A 21,374-nucleotide genomic window follows, 5' to 3' on the forward strand; every position below is an offset into this window, starting at 1 on the left:
TTTACTGTATTACTTATCTTTTTTCTTAAGGTGAACAGTGGTGAACAGTAAACAGTAAAAAACAAACGATGGGTAATGGTTTCCTGCGACCTTTCTCTGGCAAGCCGGGTTTTTGGGTGCTGTTTGTGCCAGAGCTGCCACAACTGCAATGAGTCGTGTTGTTGTGCGGGGCACGGCAGAATCTCCTCAGATTGAAACGAAGAGGAGACCCGACATGACTCAGACCGCTGTTATTCCCGACTACCTTAAACCCGCAATAGAAAGTCTTGAGACGGCCAGAGAAGCACATCTGACCAATGCCCGACGCATGGACGAAACCACGACGGCCATCAGCCAGGTGAAAACGCAAAAAACTGAACTGGAGCAGGAAAACGGCAATGATTCCGGTGCATGGCGCACCGCCTTTCGTGCCGGTGGTGCTGTCATTACTGACGAGCTGAAACAACGCCATATTGCGCGCGTGGCACGGCGGGAGCTGGCACTGGAATGTGACAACATGGCTGAGGTGCTGTCTTTCGAGCTGGACAGCCTTCGGGGAGACTGTGACCGCACGGCCAGAACATACCGTCAGGCGCATCACGGCGTACTCAGCCAGTATGCAGAGCATGAACTCGATGCCGCCCTACGTGAAACCTGCGGCGCACTCGTTAGAGCAATGAAACTCAGCATATTGGTTAAAGAAAATCCGCTTGCCAACACCATCGGGCATCAGGGCTATGTCGAACCAGAGCATGCCGTTATGCATAAGGTGAAATCATGGCTTGAGCAGGCGGTGAATGACTGCAATATCCGTCTGACTGATGAACCAGTGCTTTTTAAAACAGGGCTGGCGGCCTCCACGCTGCCACATATGGAGCATGACGTTGCGGCCACGCCCGGTCAGCGAAAAGTCTGGCAGGAAAAAATGCAGGAACGTGAAGCCGATCTGAAAGCACGAGGGTTACTGTCATGATGCGCTGCCCTTTCTGTCGCACAGCGGCCCACGTTCGCACCAGCCGCTATATGTCTGACAGCGTCAAAGAGAGTTACCTCCAGTGCCAGAATGTGCACTGCTCGGCGACATTCAAAACGCATGAGTCCATCTTTGAGGTGATCCGTTCCCCGGTCGTCGATGAGAAACCCGCACCGGTGCCGACAGTACCCGTTACACCCCGCCGGGTAAAAAGCTGCTACAGCTCACCGTTCCACCATTAATCAGGAGAGACAACCCGTGACCACCCTGACATTACAGCAGGCGTTCGATGCCTGTCAGACGAACAAAACGGCGTGGCTGAACTGTAAAGCCGAACTGACCGCCGCAGAACAGGAATATCAGGAATTATTGCTGGATGACAACGCATCAGGTTCCCGCAGATTACAGACGCTGCGAGATATTATTGACGTAAAAAAATGGGAGATTAATCAGGCCGCCGGTCGCTACATTTCCTCGCATGAGGAGGTGCAGCGCATCAGCATCCGTAACCGGCTGTACGATTTTATGCAGCAGAACGGCGCGGAGCTGGCCGCCGCACTGGCACCCGAGCTGATGGGAATTAAGAACCAGCCCACGATGATAAAAAACCGTGCGCTTGACCGTTCAGTAGCATACCTGCGAGAAGCTCTTTCCGTCTGGCTGGCCGCAGGAAATGAAATTAATTATTCGGCACAGGATAGCGATATTTTAACGGCCATCGGATACAGGCCTGACGCGCCTTCGCGGGATGATAATCGTGAAAAATTCACCCCTGCACAGAGCATGATTTACACCCGTCGACGCGCCGAACTGGCCGCGCCGTAACCTGTCAAAAAATCCTCGTAATTCCCGCCATTTTTCCCGAATTAAGCCATGCATCCAAAGGGTGCATGGTTTTGCATGCGTTTTCCCGCTCCTGTACTCCCGACCAGCGCCAGTCGCGGCGCGGCCTGAGCCACTTCATGCACCTGCATTAAAAGCGCCCCAAGAAGCGGGCAGGCGTGGCGGGGAGAGCATTGCGCGCGCAGGCAGGAGCGTATGCACCTCATCAAGCCGGACACGTAACTCAGTCACCATAGGACAGCACCCTGTCAAATACACCTGAGAGCATCTCTGAGAATTAAGAACTAAAATTGATAACTCAATGCTGAACTGAGTTCAAGGCCTCATAACAAACCTTCAATTAGTGGTACTATAGAAGATAGTATTTTCTTAATGCCTAAACTTGCATAACTAAATAAAAACCCATTAATATAATTAAAATCCCCCCCTCCAAGATTACAACCACATTCACAATTAATTATTTCATGGAGAAAAAAATGAACTATGAGTTGTTTTTAAATTTATGTGATAAGTTAGTTACAAATATAACCCTCCCTCAAATAGACAGTAAGGATGGCTATGTCAAAATAAAAAGCATTTCAGGAGATAATATCTACCTAATCAGAGAGAAACTAATATACCTACAAAAGAAAATAGTTTATGAGCACATAGTTAATGGAAGGCCATTAAATCCATACATGTCCTATGTATGCACGTTAATTGATGGATCAAGAGACAATACAAAAAATAAAGAGCAAGGAAAAGCCTCAACTATTAAATGGGATGAAATAATAAGCGTTTTAGGGGAAATTAAAGACACCAACAGCCTTATGAGTGAAGATGAACATTTCGAAATTACATATGCAAAATATTTTGACTTTAGCCGTTCCTGTGTAAGACTAATAAAAAACGGATTTCCAATAATCGAAATAGAAGACAGTTTTTATTTCGACAGTAATTACCATCACCAATTATCCATAGAGATTGGAAGACTTGCCACTTCAATTGGTGGATGTAATATCTTGCATGCATGTTTTGAGAGCATTTCCAATAGCTATGACTCCAGCCAAAAAAGATTCCATATCCATCGCTCACTTTCTATGGGTCATGATAGGCCTTTACCTGCTATACCATGGGCATATTTGATTGCGTTAGGCACAAAATATTCAAATAGTTTTGGCGATAGTAACCGCGAGAACAACTTTCCCAAATTAATTAATTTATTAACCGATATAGTTGCTGTCTTTGAAGTTCAGGATTATAGCCCATATGAATCATGGTACGTTGACCATTATGGTTTAACCAAATTTTTATCTGACGAAGTTGTGTTCGACAACCTGTATTGCATAGCCCAAATGCACAGTGGCCACGTGACTGAAATCTTAAACTATGTAGTAAACTCATCTGAATTTAAATCTTTAAAAAGCCATGGTTTTTCCATAGGGAAAATATACAAAAGCGGGTTGATATTACTTAGTAAAACTTTAGATCATCAGATCACTCATATTGATCATAACAACATAAAGAAAATATTGAATTTAGACCCCAAAAAAAACACAGCTATAATTAACAATATCCTTCTCAATAAATCCCCTAACCACTCTTTAGAATTCCCTCCCAAAAGCACCAACATTGATAATAACTTTAATATATTGACCCCATTGAAAAGTTCCTATCTTCTATTACCACGACCTTTATCTTCTTTAGCATTTCTTAATAATACATTAAACTCTATCATTGCTCCTGATGGCAAAAGAAATAAACATAACGATGCAACACTAGGACATGTAATCGAGAGATTTGTTAAGGATAAACTATTATCTTATGGGATTTTATTTCATAGCGGAAATTTTGTTAGTAAAGATGGATTGGTATATGGGGAAAGTGATATAACAATTGAAACTGACAACACCATAATTTTTATTGAGATAAAAAAGAAAGGAATGACAAGACTATCAATGTCAGGAGTCGATTACTCAATTCTGTCTGATTTAGGTGGTGGATTGATTCATGCCACAAGCCAATGTTTCAAGGCTGAGCGCGTTTTACGATGTGATGGTAAAATTAACATCGAAGGATCTTCCCCTATAATATATAAATCACAAAGAGTAATTAAAATTGCCTTAACTCTTTATGATTATGGAAGTTTTCAAGACAGAATGACAATTCGTTCAATTTTAACTAACTCATTGGGTGCAACATTTAAAGGAGCCAATTCGAGCATTGATAAAAAACTTAATAATTGGAAAGAACACATAAATGAATTATCAACACATATTCAATGCCTTAAGGATTCCAACCAACTTGATACCGAACCATTTCATAATCTATTTTTCATGAGCATATCTCAGTTGCTGATGATACTAGAAGATAAAGGTTCTAGCGAAGGTCTTGTGAAAGCTTTAATAACACTTTCCTCAATATCACATTCGACTAGAGATTTCTACAAAGAGTATTCCCTTTCCAAAAAATACATTAAGGCCTAAAGCGCCCCCAAAAACAGTGGATTATCTTTGACAGTTGCTAAATTAAATTAATACGAGTGACTGTCAAAGCTATCTCGATTTAACAATTAAAAATTTCGACAATTTTCATTTTCCAACAAGAGCATAATCGTAAGGTGTTATAGTTTTGTTCTTATTTATATCAAGATAATCAGCCCACCACTGCACCATTAACCTACGTTCATCCAAATGCTCAGAAGTATGAATATAAGCCGCACGTACATTATTACGCTCTGTATGGCTCAACTGACGTTCAATCGCATCATCGCTCCACAGCCCCGACTCACCCAACGCCCCACGCGCCATCGTCCTAAACCCATGCCCGCAGACCTCAGTTTTAGTGTCATATCCCATCGTACGCAATGCGCTATTTACCGTATTTTCACTCATAACCTTGGTTGCATCATGATCCCCCGGGAACAGGAGCTCCTTATCACCACTAATCTGCTTTAACTGCTCTAACAAAATCACCGCTTGTCGACTAAGTGGAACAATATGCTCCTCTTTCATCTTCATTCCACGGTACGAATAACGCACGCCTTTAATTTCTTCTCGTTTTGCAGGTACTCGCCAGAGAGATTTATCGAAGTCGAACTCATCCCAACGCGCGAAACGTAACTCACTGGAACGCACAAAAGTTAGTAAGGAAAGCTCGACCGCGATCCGTGTCATTACACGACCACGATAAGCAGCAAGACGAGCAAGAAATTCAGGGAACCGGCTTGAGGGCAAAGCGGGGTAATGTCGCGCTTTAGTTGTCGATAGCGCACCGGCCATATCACTGGCTGGATTTGAGTCGATGTAATCGTTCTGAACTGCATAACGCATAATAGCCGTGACACGCTGCTGAAGACGCTGAGCGACGTCATGCTTACCACTGGCATCAACTTTTTTAATAGGGGCTAACAGGTGGCTAGTTTTGAGCTGGCGAATGTCGGACGAGCCGATATGAGGGAAGATATAAAGCTCAAGATAGCGAAGAACGCGCGATCGATGGTCTTCGCTCCAGCGCTTGTTACTGGCATGCCATTCACGAGCGATAGTTTCGAAAGTATATGCCCCCGAGTTCTCGGCCTGAGCCTCTTTCTGTTCGGCTTTTGGATCAATACCCTGCACTAGCAACTTTTTGGCTTCATCGCGTTTTGCTCTTGCCTGAGCAAGTGTCACAGTAGGCCAAACACCAAAAGCGAGGCGATCCTCTTTTTTGTCAGAGGGGCGTCTGTATTTCATACGCCAGTACTTAGAACCCTTGGCCGAAACTTCGAGATACAAACCGCCACCATCGGCCATTTTGTAGGTTTTGTCTTTTGGCTTTGCGGTCTCGACCTGTCTGGCGTTGAGCTTCATTTGGGGGCACATTTCTAATCGAAGTTAAGATGCCCCCAATTATGCCCCCAATGACATCCGGATTTCAACGGACTACCTCGGACAACTCGGGACGGAAAAATCGCTGCAAGCATTGATTTTAAAGGGTTTGATGGACTTTCTCGGATGTTCTTGGAAGTACTAATGGTGCCGAAGGCCGGACTCGAACCGGCACGTATTTCTACGGTTGATTTTGAATCAACTGCGTCTACCGATTTCGCCACTCCGGCACGGAAGGGATGCGGAAAACGTTGTGGATTATACCTGTCATGCGCCACCATGCAAGCACCAGCGTGTGCCTGACTCGCTAAGTGTTGAAAATTTCAGCACTCCCTTTCTCACCTGCAACCATCGTCACAGTTTGCCCCCTTATTAATCCCCCTTCTGCGAAGCGTCCCGTTTCCCTATGCTCTACACTTCCAGTTCAACACCACACTGAGGGAAACACGATGTCGATGATAAAAAGCTACGCCGCAAAAGCGGCGGGCAGCGAACTCGAACTCTATGAATATGATGCGGGCGAGCTTAAGCCGGAAGATGTCGAAGTCCAGGTCGATTACTGCGGTATCTGCCATTCCGATTTGTCGATGATCGACAACGAATGGGGGTTCTCTCAGTATCCACTGGTTGCCGGGCATGAGGTGATTGGTCGCGTGGCGGCGCTCGGCAGCGCGGCGCAAGATAAAGGTCTGAAGGTTGGTCAGCGAGTCGGCATTGGCTGGACGGCGCGCAGCTGCGGGCATTGCGACGCCTGTATCAGCGGCAATCAGATTAACTGCCTCGAAGGTTCCGTTCCCACTATTCTCAATCGCGGTGGCTTTGCCGAGAAGCTGCGGGCCGACTGGCAGTGGGTGATCCCGCTGCCGGAGAGCATCGATCTGGCGGCGGCGGGTCCCTTGTTGTGCGGCGGTATCACGGTGTTCAAACCGCTGCTGATGCACCATATCACCGCCACCAGCCGCGTTGGGGTGATCGGCATCGGCGGCCTGGGGCATATCGCCATTAAGCTGTTACACGCGATGGGGTGCGAAGTGACCGCGTTCAGCTCCAATCCGGCGAAAGAGCAGGAAGTGCTGGCGATGGGGGCGGATAAGGTGGTTAACAGCCGCGATCCGGATGCGCTAAAAGCGCTGGCGGGCCAGTTCGATCTCATTATTAACACGGTTAACGTCGATCTCGACTGGCAGCCTTATTTTGAAGCGCTGGCTTACGGCGGTAACTTCCATACTGTCGGCGCGGTGCTGAAGCCGCTGCCGGTGCCAGCGTTCACCTTAATTGCTGGCGATCGCAGCATCTCCGGTTCGGCAACCGGTACGCCGTTCGAACTGCGCAAGCTGATGAAGTTTGCCGGGCGCAGCAAGGTGTCGCCCACCACCGAACTGTACCCGATGTCGCGAATTAACGACGCTATCCAGCACGTGCGTGACGGCAAAGCCCGCTACCGCGTGGTGCTGAAAGCCGACTTCTGATGCAAGGCTCAGTCCCGCAAGGGGCTGAGCTTATTGCCTGTTACGAAACGCGAGCACCGCCTGGCGGCACTGTTCCGTCACATGCTCGATGTCATGGTTCACGTCGATGCGGGCAATATCACGTTCGTCCTCCTGCGGGCACTCCAGCGCATCGAACTGGCTTTTGAGTAATCCCACCGGCATAAAATGCCCTGCCCGACGCTGCATGCGCGCCAGAATGGTCTCGTAATCGCCGTCCAGCCACAAAAAATGCACATTCGGACTGCCCTGCCGCAATATATCGCGATACTGTTTTTTTAATGACGAGCAGACAATAAACCCGGTCTCATTCTTTTTATATAAACTGTATGAAGCGTCATTTAATCGCGCTAACCACGGTAGTCGGTCTTCATCGGTTAATGGAATACCTTCAGACATTTTATCAATATTTTTGGCAGGATGGAGATCGTCACCATCAATGAATTTAGCCGATAATACCGCAGCAATTTTGCTGCCAATTAAAGATTTACCGCTACCCGAAACGCCCATCAAAATATAACTTTCCCCGGCCATTGAAAAAACTCCAGATTCATATTCCATGGCGCGATACTACGCCTTCCACATTGCAGAATTCACCTTTTTTCGGCGCGACTGAGCAGATTTACAAGGCGCATCACGTTATGCGTAACATTGTAGTGTAACAATTTTCCAGCGTGATCTTTATCACAAATAATAACAATCAAAACCGTTTAAATGCTGCCGAGGTTACTACCTGACCAGTGAGGCATTTATGCAAGTCAAAACCCAATCCTGCGTTGTCGCGGGTAAGAAAACTGTTGCCATTACCGACCAAAATATTGAATGGAATAATAAAGGAACGCTGGTACAAATTACCCGCGGCGGAATTTGTGGTTCCGACTTACATTATTATCAGGAAGGAAAAGTCGGTAATTTTACCGTTAAAGCACCGATGATTTTAGGCCATGAAGTTATTGGTAAAGTGGTGCACAGCGACTCAAAAGAATTACATGAAGGTCAGTCGGTGGCTATTAATCCGTCGAAGCCCTGTGGCCACTGTAAATACTGTCTGCAGCACGAAGAAAACCAGTGCACAGAAATGCGCTTTTTTGGCAGCGCCATGTATTTTCCCCACGTTGACGGCGGCTTTACCCGATTTAAAACCGTCGATACCGCGCAGTGCATCCCCTACCCCCAGCACGCCGATGAAAAAGTCATGGCCTTTGCCGAACCACTGGCAGTCGCGATCCACGCCGCGCATGAAGCAGGAGACCTGCAGGGCAAACGCGTGTTTATCTCCGGCGTGGGGCCTATCGGCTGCCTGATCGTCAGCGCGGTGAAAACGCTCGGCGCAGCAGAAATTGTCTGTGCTGATATCAGCCCGCGCTCGCTGTCGCTTGCCAAGCAGATGGGTGCTGACACGCTGATTAACCCGCAGCAGGACTCGCTGGATGAGTGGAAAAAAGAGAAAGGCTACTTCGACGTCAGCTTCGAAGTCTCCGGTCATCCGTCCTCAATCACCACCTGCCTGGAGGTCACCCGCGCGAAAGGCGTGATGGTGCAGGTCGGCATGGGCGGTGCGGTACCGGACTTCCCGATGATGATGCTGATCGGCAAAGAGATCGCGCTCAAAGGCTCGTTCCGCTTTACCACCGAGTTCAACACTGCGGTGTCGTGGCTGGCGAATAACGTTATCGATCCACTGCCGTTACTGAGCGCCGAATATCCGTTTACAGAGCTTGAACAGGCGCTGATCTTTGCCGGGGATAAAACCCAGGCAGCGAAAGTCCAGCTCGTTTTTGCTGAAACAAAATAAGGAAGAACATAATGAACGATCTTTTTTCACTGGATGGCAAAAATATTCTGATCACCGGTTCGGCCCAGGGTATTGGTTATTTACTGGCGACCGGGCTGGGTAAATATGGCGCGCAGATTATCGTCAATGATATTACGCCGGAGCGCGCGGAGGCCGCCGTCGCCAAACTGCAACAGGAAGGGATCCGCGCCGTTGCCGCGCCGTTCAATGTTACGCAGAAACAGGACATTGATGCCGCCATAGACCATATCGAAAAAGACATTGGCCCAATCGATGTGCTGGTGAATAACGCCGGTATTCAGCGCCGCCATCCGTTTACCGAGTTCCCGGAGCAGGACTGGAACGATGTGATTGCCGTTAACCAGACGGCGGTGTTCCTGGTCTCGCAGGCAGTAACGCGTCGCATGGTGGAACGTCAGGCCGGGAAGGTCATCAACATCTGCTCCATGCAGAGCGAACTGGGCCGCGACACCATCACGCCGTATGCCGCCTCGAAAGGCGCGGTGAAAATGCTCACCCGCGGTATGTGCGTTGAGCTGGCGCGCCACAATATCCAGGTCAACGGTATCGCACCGGGCTACTTCAAAACCGAGATGACCAAAGCGCTGGTCGAGGATGAAGCCTTCACCGCCTGGCTGTGCAAACGTACGCCAGCCGCGCGCTGGGGCGATCCGCAGGAGCTGATTGGCGCGGCGGTATTCCTCTCTTCCAAAGCATCCGATTTTGTTAACGGGCACCTGTTGTTTGTCGATGGCGGCATGCTGGTCGCCGTCTGATACAACACAACGCAACATCACGCAGCGCCCAGGCGCTGCATTTTTGGCCACTCCTAAATAATTCGAGTTGCAGGACGGCGGCAAGTGAATGAACCCGATGAGCTTACTTGAGTAAGTGATTCGGGTGAGTGAGCGTAGCCAACACACCTGCAACTTGCAGTATGACGGGGATATAAGAGAAACGATTATGCCATTAATAATAATTGCGGCAGGCGTCGCGCTGCTCCTGGTCCTGATGATTGGTTTTAAAGTTAACGGCTTTATTGCTCTGGTCCTGGTGGCGGCGGTCGTCGGTTTTGCCGAAGGGATGGATGCCCAGGCCGTTTTGCACTCAATACAAAATGGGATCGGCGGGACGCTAGGCGGTCTGGCGATGATCCTAGGCTTCGGTGCAATGCTCGGTAAGCTGATTTCCGATACCGGCGCGGCTCAGCGCATCGCCACCACGCTGATTGGCACGTTTGGTAAGAAACGCGTGCAGTGGGCGCTGGTGATCACCGGTCTGGTGGTGGGTCTGGCGATGTTTTTCGAAGTCGGCTTTGTTCTGCTGCTGCCGCTGGTGTTTACGGTGGTGGCCTCTTCCGGCCTGCCGCTGCTGTATGTTGGCGTCCCGATGGTAGCTGCGCTGTCCGTGACCCACTGTTTTCTGCCGCCGCATCCGGGGCCGACCGCGATTGCCACCATTTTCGAGGCTAATCTCGGCACCACCCTGCTGTACGGCTTTATTATTACTATCCCGACGGTGATTGTTGCCGGGCCGCTGTTTTCTAAGCTGCTGACCCGCTTTGAGAAAGCGCCGCCGGAAGGGTTATTCAACCCGCATCTGTTCACCGAAGAAGAGATGCCGTCATTCTGGAACAGTATCTTTGCCGCGGTAATCCCGGTCATACTGATGGCGGTCGCCGCAGTGTGCGAAATCACGCTGCCGAAAACCAACAGCGTACGGGTGTTCTTTGAGTTTATCGGTAACCCTGCCGTCGCGTTGTTTATCGCTATCGTGCTCGCCATTTTTACCCTTGGTCGACGTAACGGACGTACGATCGAGCAAATTATGGATATCATTGGCGACTCTATCGGTGCGATTGCGATGATTGTGTTTATCATCGCCGGGGGCGGCGCGTTTAAGCAGGTTCTGGTCGACAGCGGCGTGGGGCAATATATCTCGCACCTGATGACCGGCACATCGCTTTCTCCGTTGCTGATGTGCTGGACGGTCGCCGCCTTGCTGCGTATTGCGCTCGGTTCAGCCACCGTGGCGGCGATCACCACCGCAGGCGTGGTACTGCCGATTATTAACGTCACTCACGCCGACCCGGCGCTGATGGTACTGGCTACCGGCGCGGGCAGCGTGATTGCCTCCCACGTTAACGATCCGGGATTTTGGCTGTTTAAAGGCTATTTTAATCTCAGCGTCGGGGAAACGTTGCGTACCTGGACGGTAATGGAGACGCTGATTTCCATTATGGGGCTGCTGGGGGTTCTGGCGCTGAACGCCATTCTGCATTAAGACGGTCATCACCGGGGAGCACAGATCCGCGCTCCCCGGCACTGGAGAGAAAATGAGGAACCACAGAATTTCTTTGCAAGACATCGCCACGCTGGCGGGCGTGACCAAAATGACGGTGAGCCGCTACATTCGCTCGCCAAAAAAGGTCGCAAAGGAAACCGGCGAACGCATCGCGCAGATTATGGAGGAGATTAATTACATCCCCAACCGCGCGCCCGCGATGCTGCTGAATGCGCAAAGCTATACGCTTGGTGTGCTGATCCCCTCGTTTCAAAACCAGCTGTTCGCTGACATTCTGGCCGGCATTGAGTCGGTCACCTCGGACCATAACTATCAGACGCTGATCGCCAACTACAATTACGACCGGGAATCCGAGGAAGAGTCGGTGATCAACCTGCTGTCGTATAATATCGACGGCATTATCCTGTCCGAGAAATATCACACCCTGCGCACGATGAAGTTTCTGCGTTCAGCCAACATTCCGGTGGTGGAGCTGATGGATATTCAGGGCGATCGTCTGGACATGGAAGTAGGCTTCGATAACCGTCAGGCGGCGTTTGATATGGTCAGCACCATGCTGGATAAACGCCAGCGGAGCAAAATCCTCTATCTCGGTTCGAAAGACGACGTCCGCGATGAACAGCGCTATCGCGGCTATTGCGATGCCATGACGCGCCGGGATCTGGTGCCGCTGCGCGTCAATCCGCGTTCTATTTCGTCCATCCATCTCGGCACCCAGATGATGCGGGACGCGCTCGCCGCGCATCCGGATTTAGACGGCGTTTTTTGCACCAACGACGATATTGCGATGGGCGCGCTGCTGCTGTGCCGCGAGCGCGATCTGGCCGTTCCGGAACAGATCTCGATTGCCGGTTTTCACGGGCTGGAAATGGGCAGGCAGATGATCCCAAGCCTCGCCAGCGTGATCACCCCGCGTTTTGACATTGGCCGCATGGCAGCGCAGATGTTGCTGAGCAAAATCAAGAACAACGACCATAACCACAACACCGTGGATTTGGGGTACCAGATTTATCACGGCAATACGCTTTAAGTCATTTTCTCTGGCCATCACATACTCTCTTTGATGGACATTGCCTATACTCCAGGCAAGATAAATGGAGGAAATCTCAATGAGCGCACCCCTGCTAATTGCCCGCACGCCGGACACCGAACTGTTTTTACTGCCAGGCATGGCCAACCGTCACGGACTGATTACCGGCGCGACCGGGACCGGTAAAACCGTCACGCTACAGAAGCTGGCCGAATCGCTGTCTGAAATTGGCGTACCGGTATTTATGGCCGATGTGAAAGGCGACTTAACCGGCGTGGCCGAGGAAGGGCAGGCCTCTGAAAAGCTGCTCGCCCGCCTGAAAAATATCGGCATTACCGACTGGCAACCGCATGCTAATCCGGTCACGGTGTGGGATATCTTCGGCGAAAAAGGTCACCCCGTGCGGGCCACGGTATCTGACCTCGGCCCGCTGCTGCTGGCCCGTTTGCTGAACCTCAACGACGTACAGTCCGGCGTGCTGGATATTATCTTCCGCATTGCTGATGACCAGGGTCTGCTGCTGCTCGATTTCAAAGACCTGCGAGCCATTACCCAGTACATCGGCGATAACGCCAAATCCTTCCAGAATCAATATGGCAATATCAGCAGCGCCTCAGTCGGGGCAATTCAGCGTGGACTGCTGTCGCTGGAGCAACAGGGGGCGGCGCACTTCTTTGGCGAACCGATGCTGGACATCAAAGACTGGATGCGAACTGACGCCAGCGGCAAAGGGATGATCAACATCCTCAGCGCAGAGAAGCTCTACCAGATGCCCAAACTGTACGCCGCCAGCCTGCTGTGGATGCTCTCCGAACTGTACGAACAGTTGCCGGAAGCAGGCGATCTGGAGAAGCCAAAACTGGTGTTCTTCTTCGATGAAGCTCACCTGCTGTTCAACGACGCCCCGCAGGTGCTGCTGGATAAAATCGAACAGGTGATCCGCCTGATCCGCTCGAAAGGGGTCGGCGTGTGGTTCGTCTCGCAAAACCCGTCAGATATTCCAGACAACGTGCTCGGTCAGTTGGGGAACCGCGTGCAGCACGCCCTGCGCGCGTTTACACCGAAGGATCAGAAAGCGGTGAAAACCGCCGCGCAAACCATGCGCACCAACCCGGCATTTGATACCGAAAAAGCCATTCAGGAACTGGGAACCGGCGAGGCGCTGGTGTCGTTTCTGGACGCTAAAGGCAGCCCGTCGGTGGTTGAACGAGCAATGGTGATTGCGCCGTGCTCGCGGATGGGACCGGTGACGGATGACGAGCGCAACGGGCTGATTAATCACTCCTCGCTGTACGGTAAATATGAAGAACAGGTCGACCGCGAGTCCGCCTATGAGCGTTTACAGCATGGAGTGCAGGCCAGCACCGAGCAGCAAAATACGCCTCCCGCCAACGGTAAAGCGATCGATGTGGACGGCGGTATTCTCGGTGGATTGAAGGATATTCTGTTTGGCAGCACCGGACCGCGCGGCGGCAAGCGCGATGGCGTGGTACAAAGCGTGGCGAAAAGCGCGGCGCGACAGGTCACCAATCAGATAATCCGCGGCATGTTGGGGAGTTTGATGGGCGGGAGAAAACGCTAGCAGGAAGGCGCCCCTCCCGCACAGCGGGAGGGGCGAATATCAGGACTTACGCAGCATCAGCCACAGGCTTATCAGGAAGAAGCTGGCGCTTGGCAGCAACGCGCCGATAATCGGCGGAATGCCGTACACCAGCGTCAGCGGGCCAAAGATTTGGTCCAGCACATAGAACACAAAGCCGAAGCTAATCCCTGTCACCACGCGCACGCCCATCGGGACGCTACGCAGCGGACCAAAGATAAACGACAGCGCCATCAGCATCATTACCGCCACAGACAGCGGCTGGAAGACTTTGCTCCACATATTGAGCTGGTAGCGGCCGGCGTCCTGGCCGCTCGACTTCAGGTACTTCACGTAGTTATGCAGACCACTAATCGAGAGCGCATCAGGATCCAACGCCACGACGCCGAGCTTGTCGGGTGTAAGGTTGGTTTTCCAGGTGCCGCTCACCGTCTGCGAGCCGGTGATTTGCTTCGGATCGGTCAGGTTGGATTCATCCACCTGCGACAAACGCCAGACCTTCTGCTCCGGGTCAAACGTCGCACTTGCGGCATAGCGGACGGACTGCAAACGGCGCTTGTCGTTAAAGGAGTAGATGCTAATTCCGCCTAACTCGGCGTCACCTTTCACCCGCTCGATGTAGACAAAGCTGTCGCCATCTTTCGCCCACAAACCTTGCTGGGTAGAGAGCAGCGAGCCGCCGTACATCTGCTGCGCACGGTAGTTACGCGCCATTTGTTCGCCCTGCGGCGCCACCCATTCGCCGATGGCCATCGTCAGCAGCACCAGCGGAATCGCGGTTTTCATCACCGACAACGCCACCTGCATACGGGTAAAGCCAGAAGCCTGCATGACCACCAGTTCACTGCGCTGCGCCAGCATGCCCAGCCCCAGCAAAGCACCCAGCAGCGCCGCCATCGGGAAGAAGATCTGGATATCTTTCGGCGCGCTGAGCAGGGTATACAGCCCGGCGCCCATCGCATCGTAGCTCCCCTGCCCGGCTTTTTTCAGCTGGTCGACAAACTTGATGATCCCGGAGAGCGACACCAGCATGAACAACGTCATCATGATGGTGGTGAAAATGGTTTTACCGATATAGCGGTCAAGTACACCAAAAGGCTGCATTATACCGCTCCTTTACGCATAAAACGGGCACGTAAGCGGCGCATCGGCACCGTATCCCAGAGGTTAAGCACAATCGCCAGCGCCAGATACGCCAGGTTAACCGTCCACATCCAGAACACCGGATCCAGCTTGCCTTTGCCACCATTCGACTTCAGCGATGTCTGAACCAGGAAGAACAGCAAATAAAGCAGCATTGCTGGCAGCATGGACAGTACGCGACCCTGACGCGGGTTAACCACGCTCAGCGGTACAACCATCAGCGCCATCATAAATACGGTGAATACTAACGTGATACGCCAGGTCAGCTCCGCACGGGCGCGATCGGTGTCGGTCGTCCATAGCGTACGCATGGTCATCTGGTCGGTATCGTTTGGATCCAGCGCCACGGCCTGATGACCGATAATCGCCTGATAATTCTGGAAGTCGGTAATGCGGAAATCGCGCAGCAGCGCGGTCCCTTCAAAACGCGTCCCCTGGTTCAGCGTCACGACCTGAGAGCCATCGCGCAATTGGGTAAGATGACCGGAGTCCGCTACCACCACCGAAGGCCGGGCGTTACCTTTCGGGCGGATTTGCGCGAGGAACACATCGTTGAAGTTACTGCCGTCAACGCTTTCGATGAACAGCACCGAGCCGCCGTTAGTCGCCTGCTGGAATTGCCCCTGAGCAAGCGCCGCCATACCGGGGTTCGCTTTCGCCTCCGCCAGGACTTCGTCCTGATGTCTGGAGGACCACGGTCCGGCCCACATCACGTTGACCGCCGCAATAATACTGGTAAACAGCGCCAGCACCATCGCCGCTTTTACTAAGACAGCCTTGCTCAGCCCGCAGGCGTGCATGACCGTAATTTCACTTTCGGTATACAGTTTGCCCAGCGTCATCAGCAGCCCGAGGAACAGGCTTAATGGCAAGATAAGTTGCGCCATTTCTGGCACGCCCAGCCCCAGCAGCGAGAGCACCAGATTCGCCGGGATATCACCGTCAACCGCCGCACCAAGGATCCTGACTAACTTTTGACAAAAGAAGATCAAAAGCAGGATGAATAGGATCGCAAGTTGGCTTTTGAGCGTTTCCCGAACCAGATATCTTATGATTATCACTTTAAATACGCCCGTAAAAACCCGTCTTTTGCCGGAATTTAGCTTGTTTCATGGCTTAAACGTCATTTATTCTCTTGAGTCGTCGAAATCGTCGCTAAGATCATTATACTCAACGGATCCACCTCTCAGAAATTGTTCTGACGTGCCAATGCCGTAATAACGTTAAGATTAACACGAAGTCACCGCAACAGCGGGTATGAGTTACGAAAGCTTGCAATTCTATCCGTAGCCACCGCCGTTGTCTTTAAGATTCAGGAGCGTAGTGCATGGAGTTCAGTGTAAAAAGCGGTAGCCCGGAGAAACAGCGGAGTGCGTGCATCGTCGTGGGTGTCTTTGAACCACGCCGTCTCTCTCCGATTGCAGAGCAGCTCGACAAGATCAGCGACGGGTACATCAGCGCACTGCTGCGTCGTGGCGAACTGGAAGGCAAACCAGGTCAAACCCTGTTGCTGCACCATGTTCCTAACGTTCTGTCTGAGCGAATTCTCCTCATTGGTTGTGGCAAAGAGCGCGAGCTTGATGAGCGCCAGTACAAGCAGGTCATTCAGAAAACCATCAATACGCTGAATGATACTGGCTCAATGGAAGCCGTCTGCTTCCTGACTGAGCTGCACGTCAAAGGGCGCAATAACTACTGGAAAGTGCGTCAGGCCGTTGAGACGGCACAGGAAACGCTGTACAGCTTTGATCAACTGAAGACCAACAAAAGCGAGCCGCGTCGTCCGCTGCGTAAAATGGTCTTCAACGTACCGACCCGCCGGGAACTGACCAGCGGTGAACGTGCGATCCAGCACGGTCTGGCGATCGCCGCCGGCATTAAAGCAGCAAAAGATCTCGGCAACATGCCGCCGAACATCTGTAACGCCGCCTACCTTGCCTCTCAGGCGCGCCAGCTGGCAGACAGCTACAGCAAAAATGTTGTAACCCGCGTGATCGGCGAGCAGCAGATGAAAGAGCTGGGCATGCACTCTTATCTGGCCGTCGGTCACGGCTCGCAGAATGAGTCGCTGATGTCGGTCATCGAGTACAAAGGCAATCCATCCGAAGACGCGCGTCCGATCGTGCTGGTCGGTAAAGGGTTAACCTTTGACTCCGGCGGTATCTCCATCAAACCTGCCGAAGGCATGGATGAGATGAAATACGACATGTGCGGCGCGGCAGCGGTATATGGCGTGATGCGCATGGTGGCCGAGCTTCAGCTGCCAATCAATGTCGTCGGCGTGCTGGCAGGCTGCGAAAACATGCCGGGTGGCCGTGCGTATCGTCCAGGCGACGTGCTGACCACCATGTCTGGTCAGACCGTTGAAGTTCTCAATACCGATGCCGAAGGCCGTCTGGTCCTGTGCGACGTATTAACCTACGTCGAGCGCTTTGAGCCAGAAGCGGTGATTGACGTCGCAACCCTGACCGGCGCGTGCGTGATTGCGCTGGGCCATCACATCACTGGCCTGATGTCGAACCACAACCCGCTGGCGCATGAGCTGATCGGTGCGTCCGAACAGGCTGGCGACCGCGCGTGGCGTTTACCGCTGGGTGATGAATACCAGGAGCAGCTAGAGTCCAACTTTGCGGATATGGCGAACATCGGCGGACGTCCTGGCGGCGCCATTACCGCGGGCTGCTTCCTGTCACGCTTTACCCGTAAGTACAACTGGGCGCACCTCGATATCGCCGGTACCGCATGGCGTTCAGGGAAAGCCAAAGGCGCAACCGGTCGTCCGGTGGCGCTGCTGTCGCAGTTCCTGCTCAATCGTGCCGGTTTTAACGGCGAAGAGTAAGGCGGTAAGCACAAGCAATAAGACCCGTAGGCCGGATAAGCGCAACGCCATCCGGCCTACGGTTGTGCATCATGGCAACGCATTTAAATTCACCAGAAGAAGCCCCATATATGAGAAACGCAACTTTCTATCTTCTGGACAATGACACGCAACACGATGGCTTAAGCGCCGTCGAGCAGTTGGTGTGTGAAATTGCCGCAGAACGTTGGCGTGCTGGCAAGCGCGTGCTGATCGCCTGCGAAAACGAAAAGCAGGCTCTTCGACTGGATGAAGCCCTGTGGGCAAGACCGGCAGAAAGCTTTGTTCCGCATAATCTGGCAGGTGAAGGCCCCAGAGGCGGCGCACCGGTAGAGATTGCCTGGCCGGAGAAACGCAACAGCAGCCCGCGCGACCTGCTTATCAGTTTGCGCGTTGGCTTTGCAGATTTTGCCACCGCTTTCACAGAAGTGATAGACTTCGTTCCTTACGAAGATTCTTTGAAACAATCGGCACGCGATCGCTACAAAGCTTACCGCGTGGCTGGTTTTAACCTGAATACGGCAACCTGGAAATAATGGAAAAGACATACAACCCACAAGATATCGAACAGCCGCTTTACGAGCACTGGGAAAAGCAGGGCTATTTCAAACCTAACGGCGATGAAAGCAAAGAGTCCTTCTGCATCATGATCCCGCCGCCGAACGTCACCGGCAGTTTGCATATGGGTCATGCTTTCCAGCAAACCATCATGGATACCATGATCCGCTACCAGCGCATGCAGGGTAAAAACACCCTGTGGCAGGCCGGTACCGATCACGCGGGTATCGCAACCCAGATGGTGGTTGAGCGTAAGATTGCCGCTGAAGAAGGTAAAACCCGCCACGACTACGGTCGCGAAGCGTTTATCGACAAAATCTGGCAGTGGAAAGCGGAATCCGGCGGCACCATCACCCGCCAGATGCGCCGTCTCGGCAACTCCGTTGACTGGGAGCGCGAGCGCTTCACTATGGACGAAGGTCTTTCCAATGCCGTGAAAGAAGTCTTCGTTCGCCTGTACAAAGAAGACCTGATTTATCGTGGCAAGCGCCTGGTGAACTGGGACCCGAAACTGCGCACCGCAATTTCCGACCTGGAAGTGGAAAACCGCGAGTCGAAAGGCTCAATGTGGCACATCCGCTATCCGCTGGCCGACGGTGCGAAAACCGCTGATGGTAAAGATTACCTGGTCGTCGCCACCACCCGTCCGGAAACCGTACTGGGCGATACCGGCGTGGCCGTCAACCCGGAAGATCCGCGTTATAAAGATCTGATTGGCAAATTTGTTGTTCTGCCGCTGGTTAACCGCCGCATTCCCATCGTCGGCGATGAACACGCTGATATGGAAAAAGGCACCGGCTGCGTGAAGATCACCCCGGCGCACGACTTTAACGACTACGAAGTCGGGAAACGTCACGGCCTGCCGATGATCAATATTCTGACCTTTGACGGCGACATCCGTGAAACCGCGGAAGTGTACGACACCAAAGGCGAAGAGTCCGACGTTTATTCCAATGAAATCCCGGCTGAGTTCCAGAAGCTGGAGCGCTTTGCCGCGCGTAAAGCGGTGGTTGCCGCCGTTGATGCGCTGGGCCTGCTGGAAGAAATTAAACCGCACGACCTGACCGTACCTTACGGCGACCGTGGCGGCGTGGTTATTGAACCGATGCTGACCGACCAGTGGTACGTCCGTGCCGACGTGCTGGCGAAACCGGCGGTTGAAGCGGTTGAAAACGGCGACATTCAGTTCGTACCGAAGCAGTACGAAAACATGTACTTCTCCTGGATGCGCGATATTCAGGACTGGTGTATTTCCCGTCAGCTGTGGTGGGGTCACCGTATCCCGGCATGGTATGACAACGACGGCAACGTCTACGTTGGCCGTACCGAAGACGAAGTGCGTCAGGAAAACAACCTCGGTGCCGACATTCAGCTTCGCCAGGACGAAGACGTTCTCGATACCTGGTTCTCCTCCGCACTGTGGACCTTCTCTACCCTGGGCTGGCCGGAAAACACTGACGCGCTGCGTCAGTTCCACCCAACCAGCGTGATGGTTTCCGGTTTCGACATCATCTTCTTCTGGATTGCCCGCATGATCATGATGACCATGCACTTCATCAAAGATGAAAACGGCAAGCCGCAGGTGCCGTTTAAGACCGTCTACATGACCGGTCTGATCCGCGACGACGAAGGCCAGAAGATGTCCAAATCCAAGGGCAACGTCATTGACCCGCTGGATATGGTCGACGGTATCTCCCTGGCAGAACTGCTGGAGAAACGTACCGGCAACATGATGCAGCCGCAGCTCGCCGAGAAGATTGCCAAGCGTACCGAGAAGCAGTTCCCGGACGGCATCGAGCCGCACGGCACCGACGCACTGCGCTTCACCCTGGCGGCGCTGGCCTCTACCGGTCGCGACATCAACTGGGATATGAAGCGTCTGGAAGGTTATCGTAACTTCTGTAACAAGCTGTGGAACGCCAGCCGCTTCGTGCTGATGAACACCGAAGACCAGGATTGCGGCTTCAACGGCGGCGAAATGACCCTGTCGCTGGCGGATCGCTGGATCCTTGCTGAATTCAACCAGACCATCAAAGCGTACCGCGAAGCGCTGGACAACTTCCGCTTCGACATCGCCGCGGGCATTCTGTACGAATTCACCTGGAACCAGTTCTGCGACTGGTATCTGGAGCTGACCAAGCCGGTAATGAACGGCGGTTCCGAGTCTGAACTGCGCGGTACCCGCAATACGCTGGTCACCGTTCTGGAAGGTCTGCTGCGCCTGGCGCATCCGATCATCCCGTTCATCACCGAGACCATCTGGCAGCGCGTGAAGGTGATTTCCGGTATTACCGCCGACACCATCATGCTGCAGCCGTTCCCGGAATATAACGCCGCACAGGTTGATGAAGCCGCACTGGCTGATACCGAATGGCTGAAGCAGGCGATCGTTGCCGTACGTAACATCCGTGCGGAAATGAACATCGCCCCAGGCAAACCGCTCGAACTGCTGCTGCGCGGTTGCAGCGCTGATGCGATGCGCCGTGTGAACGATAACCGCAGCTTCCTGCTGAACCTGGCGCGTCTGGAAAGCATCACCGTGCTGCCAGCCGATGACAAAGGTCCAGTCTCCGTGACCAAAATCATCGACGGTGCCGAGCTGCTGATCCCGATGGCTGGCCTCATCAATAAAGAAGATGAGCTGGCGCGTCTGGCGAAAGAAGTGGCGAAAATCGAAGGTGAGATTGCCCGTATCGAAGGCAAACTTTCCAACGAAGGTTTCGTTGCTCGCGCACCGGAAGCAGTTATCGCCAAAGAGCGTGAGAAGTTGGACGGTTATGCGGAAGCGAAAGCGAAGCTGATTGAGCAGCAGGCGGTCATCGCCGCGCTGTAAAGCTGTTTGTCGGATAAGCGTATCGCATCCAACACCGCAGACGATAAAAGCCTCTGACGCATATGCTCAGAGGCTTTTTGTTGAATTATCCTCGCTTGCGCTTCCCCTTACCGCAGTGGTATTA

The 21,374-nt window shown here is 52.4% G+C and carries 18 protein-coding genes and 1 tRNA gene; 13 read left to right on the forward strand and 6 right to left on the reverse strand.

Annotated features, from left to right (window positions below; genetic code table 11):
* Positions 1–214: 214 nt before the first annotated feature.
* The 4 genes from HV302_RS21370 to HV302_RS21385 all read left to right on the forward strand — a co-directional run bounded on the left by HV302_RS21370 (position 215) and on the right by HV302_RS21385 (position 4,260).
* Entirely contained in the window at positions 215–952 is a 738-nt protein-coding gene (locus HV302_RS21370) for a glycoprotein 3 (RefSeq protein ID WP_126855287.1), read from the forward strand.
* The gene (locus HV302_RS21375) at positions 949–1,194 is read left to right on the forward strand and encodes an ogr/Delta-like zinc finger family protein (RefSeq protein ID WP_016154081.1); all 246 of its coding nucleotides are present in this window, start codon (positions 949–951) and stop codon (positions 1,192–1,194) included. The genes HV302_RS21370 and HV302_RS21375 overlap by 4 nt, the downstream gene beginning before the upstream one ends.
* Before the next feature lie 16 nt (positions 1,195–1,210).
* The gene (locus HV302_RS21380) at positions 1,211–1,777 is read left to right on the forward strand and encodes a phage polarity suppression protein (protein ID WP_016154080.1); all 567 of its coding nucleotides are present in this window, start codon (positions 1,211–1,213) and stop codon (positions 1,775–1,777) included.
* 494 nt (positions 1,778–2,271) lie between these two features.
* Positions 2,272–4,260: a hypothetical protein gene (locus HV302_RS21385; RefSeq protein ID WP_181626555.1), complete on the forward strand. Its 1,989-nt coding sequence runs from the start codon at positions 2,272–2,274 to the stop codon at positions 4,258–4,260.
* Positions 4,261–4,365: 105 nt separating this feature from the next.
* Here HV302_RS21385 and HV302_RS21390 read toward each other — a convergent pair whose 3' ends face one another.
* Positions 4,366–5,625, reverse strand: coding sequence for a tyrosine-type recombinase/integrase (locus HV302_RS21390; RefSeq protein ID WP_181626556.1), 1,260 nt, complete (start codon positions 5,623–5,625; stop codon positions 4,366–4,368).
* A 163-nt stretch (positions 5,626–5,788) separates the two neighbouring features.
* Positions 5,789–5,873 (reverse strand) — tRNA-Leu (locus HV302_RS21395).
* A 219-nt stretch (positions 5,874–6,092) separates the two neighbouring features.
* Here HV302_RS21395 and ahr point away from each other — a divergent pair.
* Positions 6,093–7,112, forward strand: a complete 1,020-nt coding sequence (ahr, locus tag HV302_RS21400) for an NADPH-dependent aldehyde reductase Ahr (RefSeq protein ID WP_103283431.1) — start codon at positions 6,093–6,095, stop codon at positions 7,110–7,112.
* Between the two features lie 30 nt (positions 7,113–7,142).
* On the opposite strand, the gene idnK is transcribed toward ahr, so the two are convergent.
* Positions 7,143–7,664, reverse strand: coding sequence for a gluconokinase (gene idnK, locus HV302_RS21405; RefSeq protein ID WP_046275803.1), 522 nt, complete (start codon positions 7,662–7,664; stop codon positions 7,143–7,145).
* 217 nt (positions 7,665–7,881) lie between these two features.
* On the opposite strand from idnK, the gene idnD reads away from it, so the two are divergent.
* The 5 genes from idnD (at position 7,882) to HV302_RS21430 (ending at position 13,841) form a co-directional block, all read left to right on the forward strand.
* Positions 7,882–8,925 carry an L-idonate 5-dehydrogenase gene (gene idnD, locus HV302_RS21410; RefSeq protein ID WP_181626557.1) on the forward strand — a complete coding sequence of 348 codons (1,044 nt, stop codon included), beginning with the start codon at positions 7,882–7,884 and terminating at the stop codon, positions 8,923–8,925.
* An 11-nt stretch (positions 8,926–8,936) separates the two neighbouring features.
* Entirely contained in the window at positions 8,937–9,701 is a 765-nt protein-coding gene (gene idnO, locus HV302_RS21415; RefSeq protein ID WP_016151510.1) for a gluconate 5-dehydrogenase, read from the forward strand.
* Positions 9,702–9,888: 187 nt separating this feature from the next.
* Positions 9,889–11,208, forward strand: a complete 1,320-nt coding sequence (gene idnT / locus HV302_RS21420) for a gnt-II system L-idonate transporter (RefSeq protein WP_016155581.1) — start codon at positions 9,889–9,891, stop codon at positions 11,206–11,208.
* A gap of 52 nt (positions 11,209–11,260) precedes the next feature.
* Complete coding sequence (gene idnR, locus HV302_RS21425; protein ID WP_181626558.1) at positions 11,261–12,259, forward strand: DNA-binding transcriptional regulator IdnR; 999 nt, start codon at positions 11,261–11,263, stop codon at positions 12,257–12,259.
* Positions 12,260–12,338: 79 nt separating this feature from the next.
* A complete protein-coding gene (locus tag HV302_RS21430; protein ID WP_181626559.1) occupies positions 12,339–13,841 on the forward strand; it encodes a helicase HerA-like C-terminal domain-containing protein in 1,503 nt (500 codons plus the stop codon).
* Between the two features lie 39 nt (positions 13,842–13,880).
* On the opposite strand, the gene lptG is transcribed toward HV302_RS21430, so the two are convergent.
* From lptG to HV302_RS28060, 3 genes are all read right to left on the reverse strand, one after another.
* Positions 13,881–14,963, reverse strand: a complete 1,083-nt coding sequence (lptG, locus tag HV302_RS21435; protein ID WP_008786067.1) for an LPS export ABC transporter permease LptG — start codon at positions 14,961–14,963, stop codon at positions 13,881–13,883.
* The gene (gene lptF, locus HV302_RS21440; RefSeq protein WP_016151506.1) at positions 14,963–16,063 is read right to left on the reverse strand and encodes an LPS export ABC transporter permease LptF; all 1,101 of its coding nucleotides are present in this window, start codon (positions 16,061–16,063) and stop codon (positions 14,963–14,965) included. The genes lptG and lptF overlap by 1 nt, the downstream gene beginning before the upstream one ends.
* 62 nt (positions 16,064–16,125) lie before the next feature.
* A complete protein-coding gene (locus HV302_RS28060; protein WP_212723231.1) occupies positions 16,126–16,176 on the reverse strand; it encodes a hypothetical protein in 51 nt (16 codons plus the stop codon).
* A gap of 153 nt (positions 16,177–16,329) precedes the next feature.
* On the opposite strand from HV302_RS28060, the gene pepA reads away from it, so the two are divergent.
* From pepA to HV302_RS21455, 3 genes are all read left to right on the forward strand, one after another.
* Positions 16,330–17,841, forward strand: coding sequence for a leucyl aminopeptidase (gene pepA, locus HV302_RS21445; RefSeq protein WP_003025870.1), 1,512 nt, complete (start codon positions 16,330–16,332; stop codon positions 17,839–17,841).
* A gap of 110 nt (positions 17,842–17,951) precedes the next feature.
* Positions 17,952–18,395, forward strand: a complete 444-nt coding sequence (gene holC, locus HV302_RS21450) for a DNA polymerase III subunit chi (RefSeq protein WP_016151505.1) — start codon at positions 17,952–17,954, stop codon at positions 18,393–18,395.
* Entirely contained in the window at positions 18,395–21,250 is a 2,856-nt protein-coding gene (locus tag HV302_RS21455) for a valine--tRNA ligase (RefSeq protein ID WP_075849118.1), read from the forward strand. Before holC ends, HV302_RS21455 begins: the two co-directional genes overlap by 1 nt.
* Positions 21,251–21,374: the final 124 nt, after the last annotated feature.

The sequence above is a fragment of the Citrobacter sp. RHBSTW-00859 genome (assembly GCF_013729795.1).
Classification (GTDB): Bacteria; Pseudomonadota; Gammaproteobacteria; order Enterobacterales; family Enterobacteriaceae; genus Citrobacter; species Citrobacter braakii.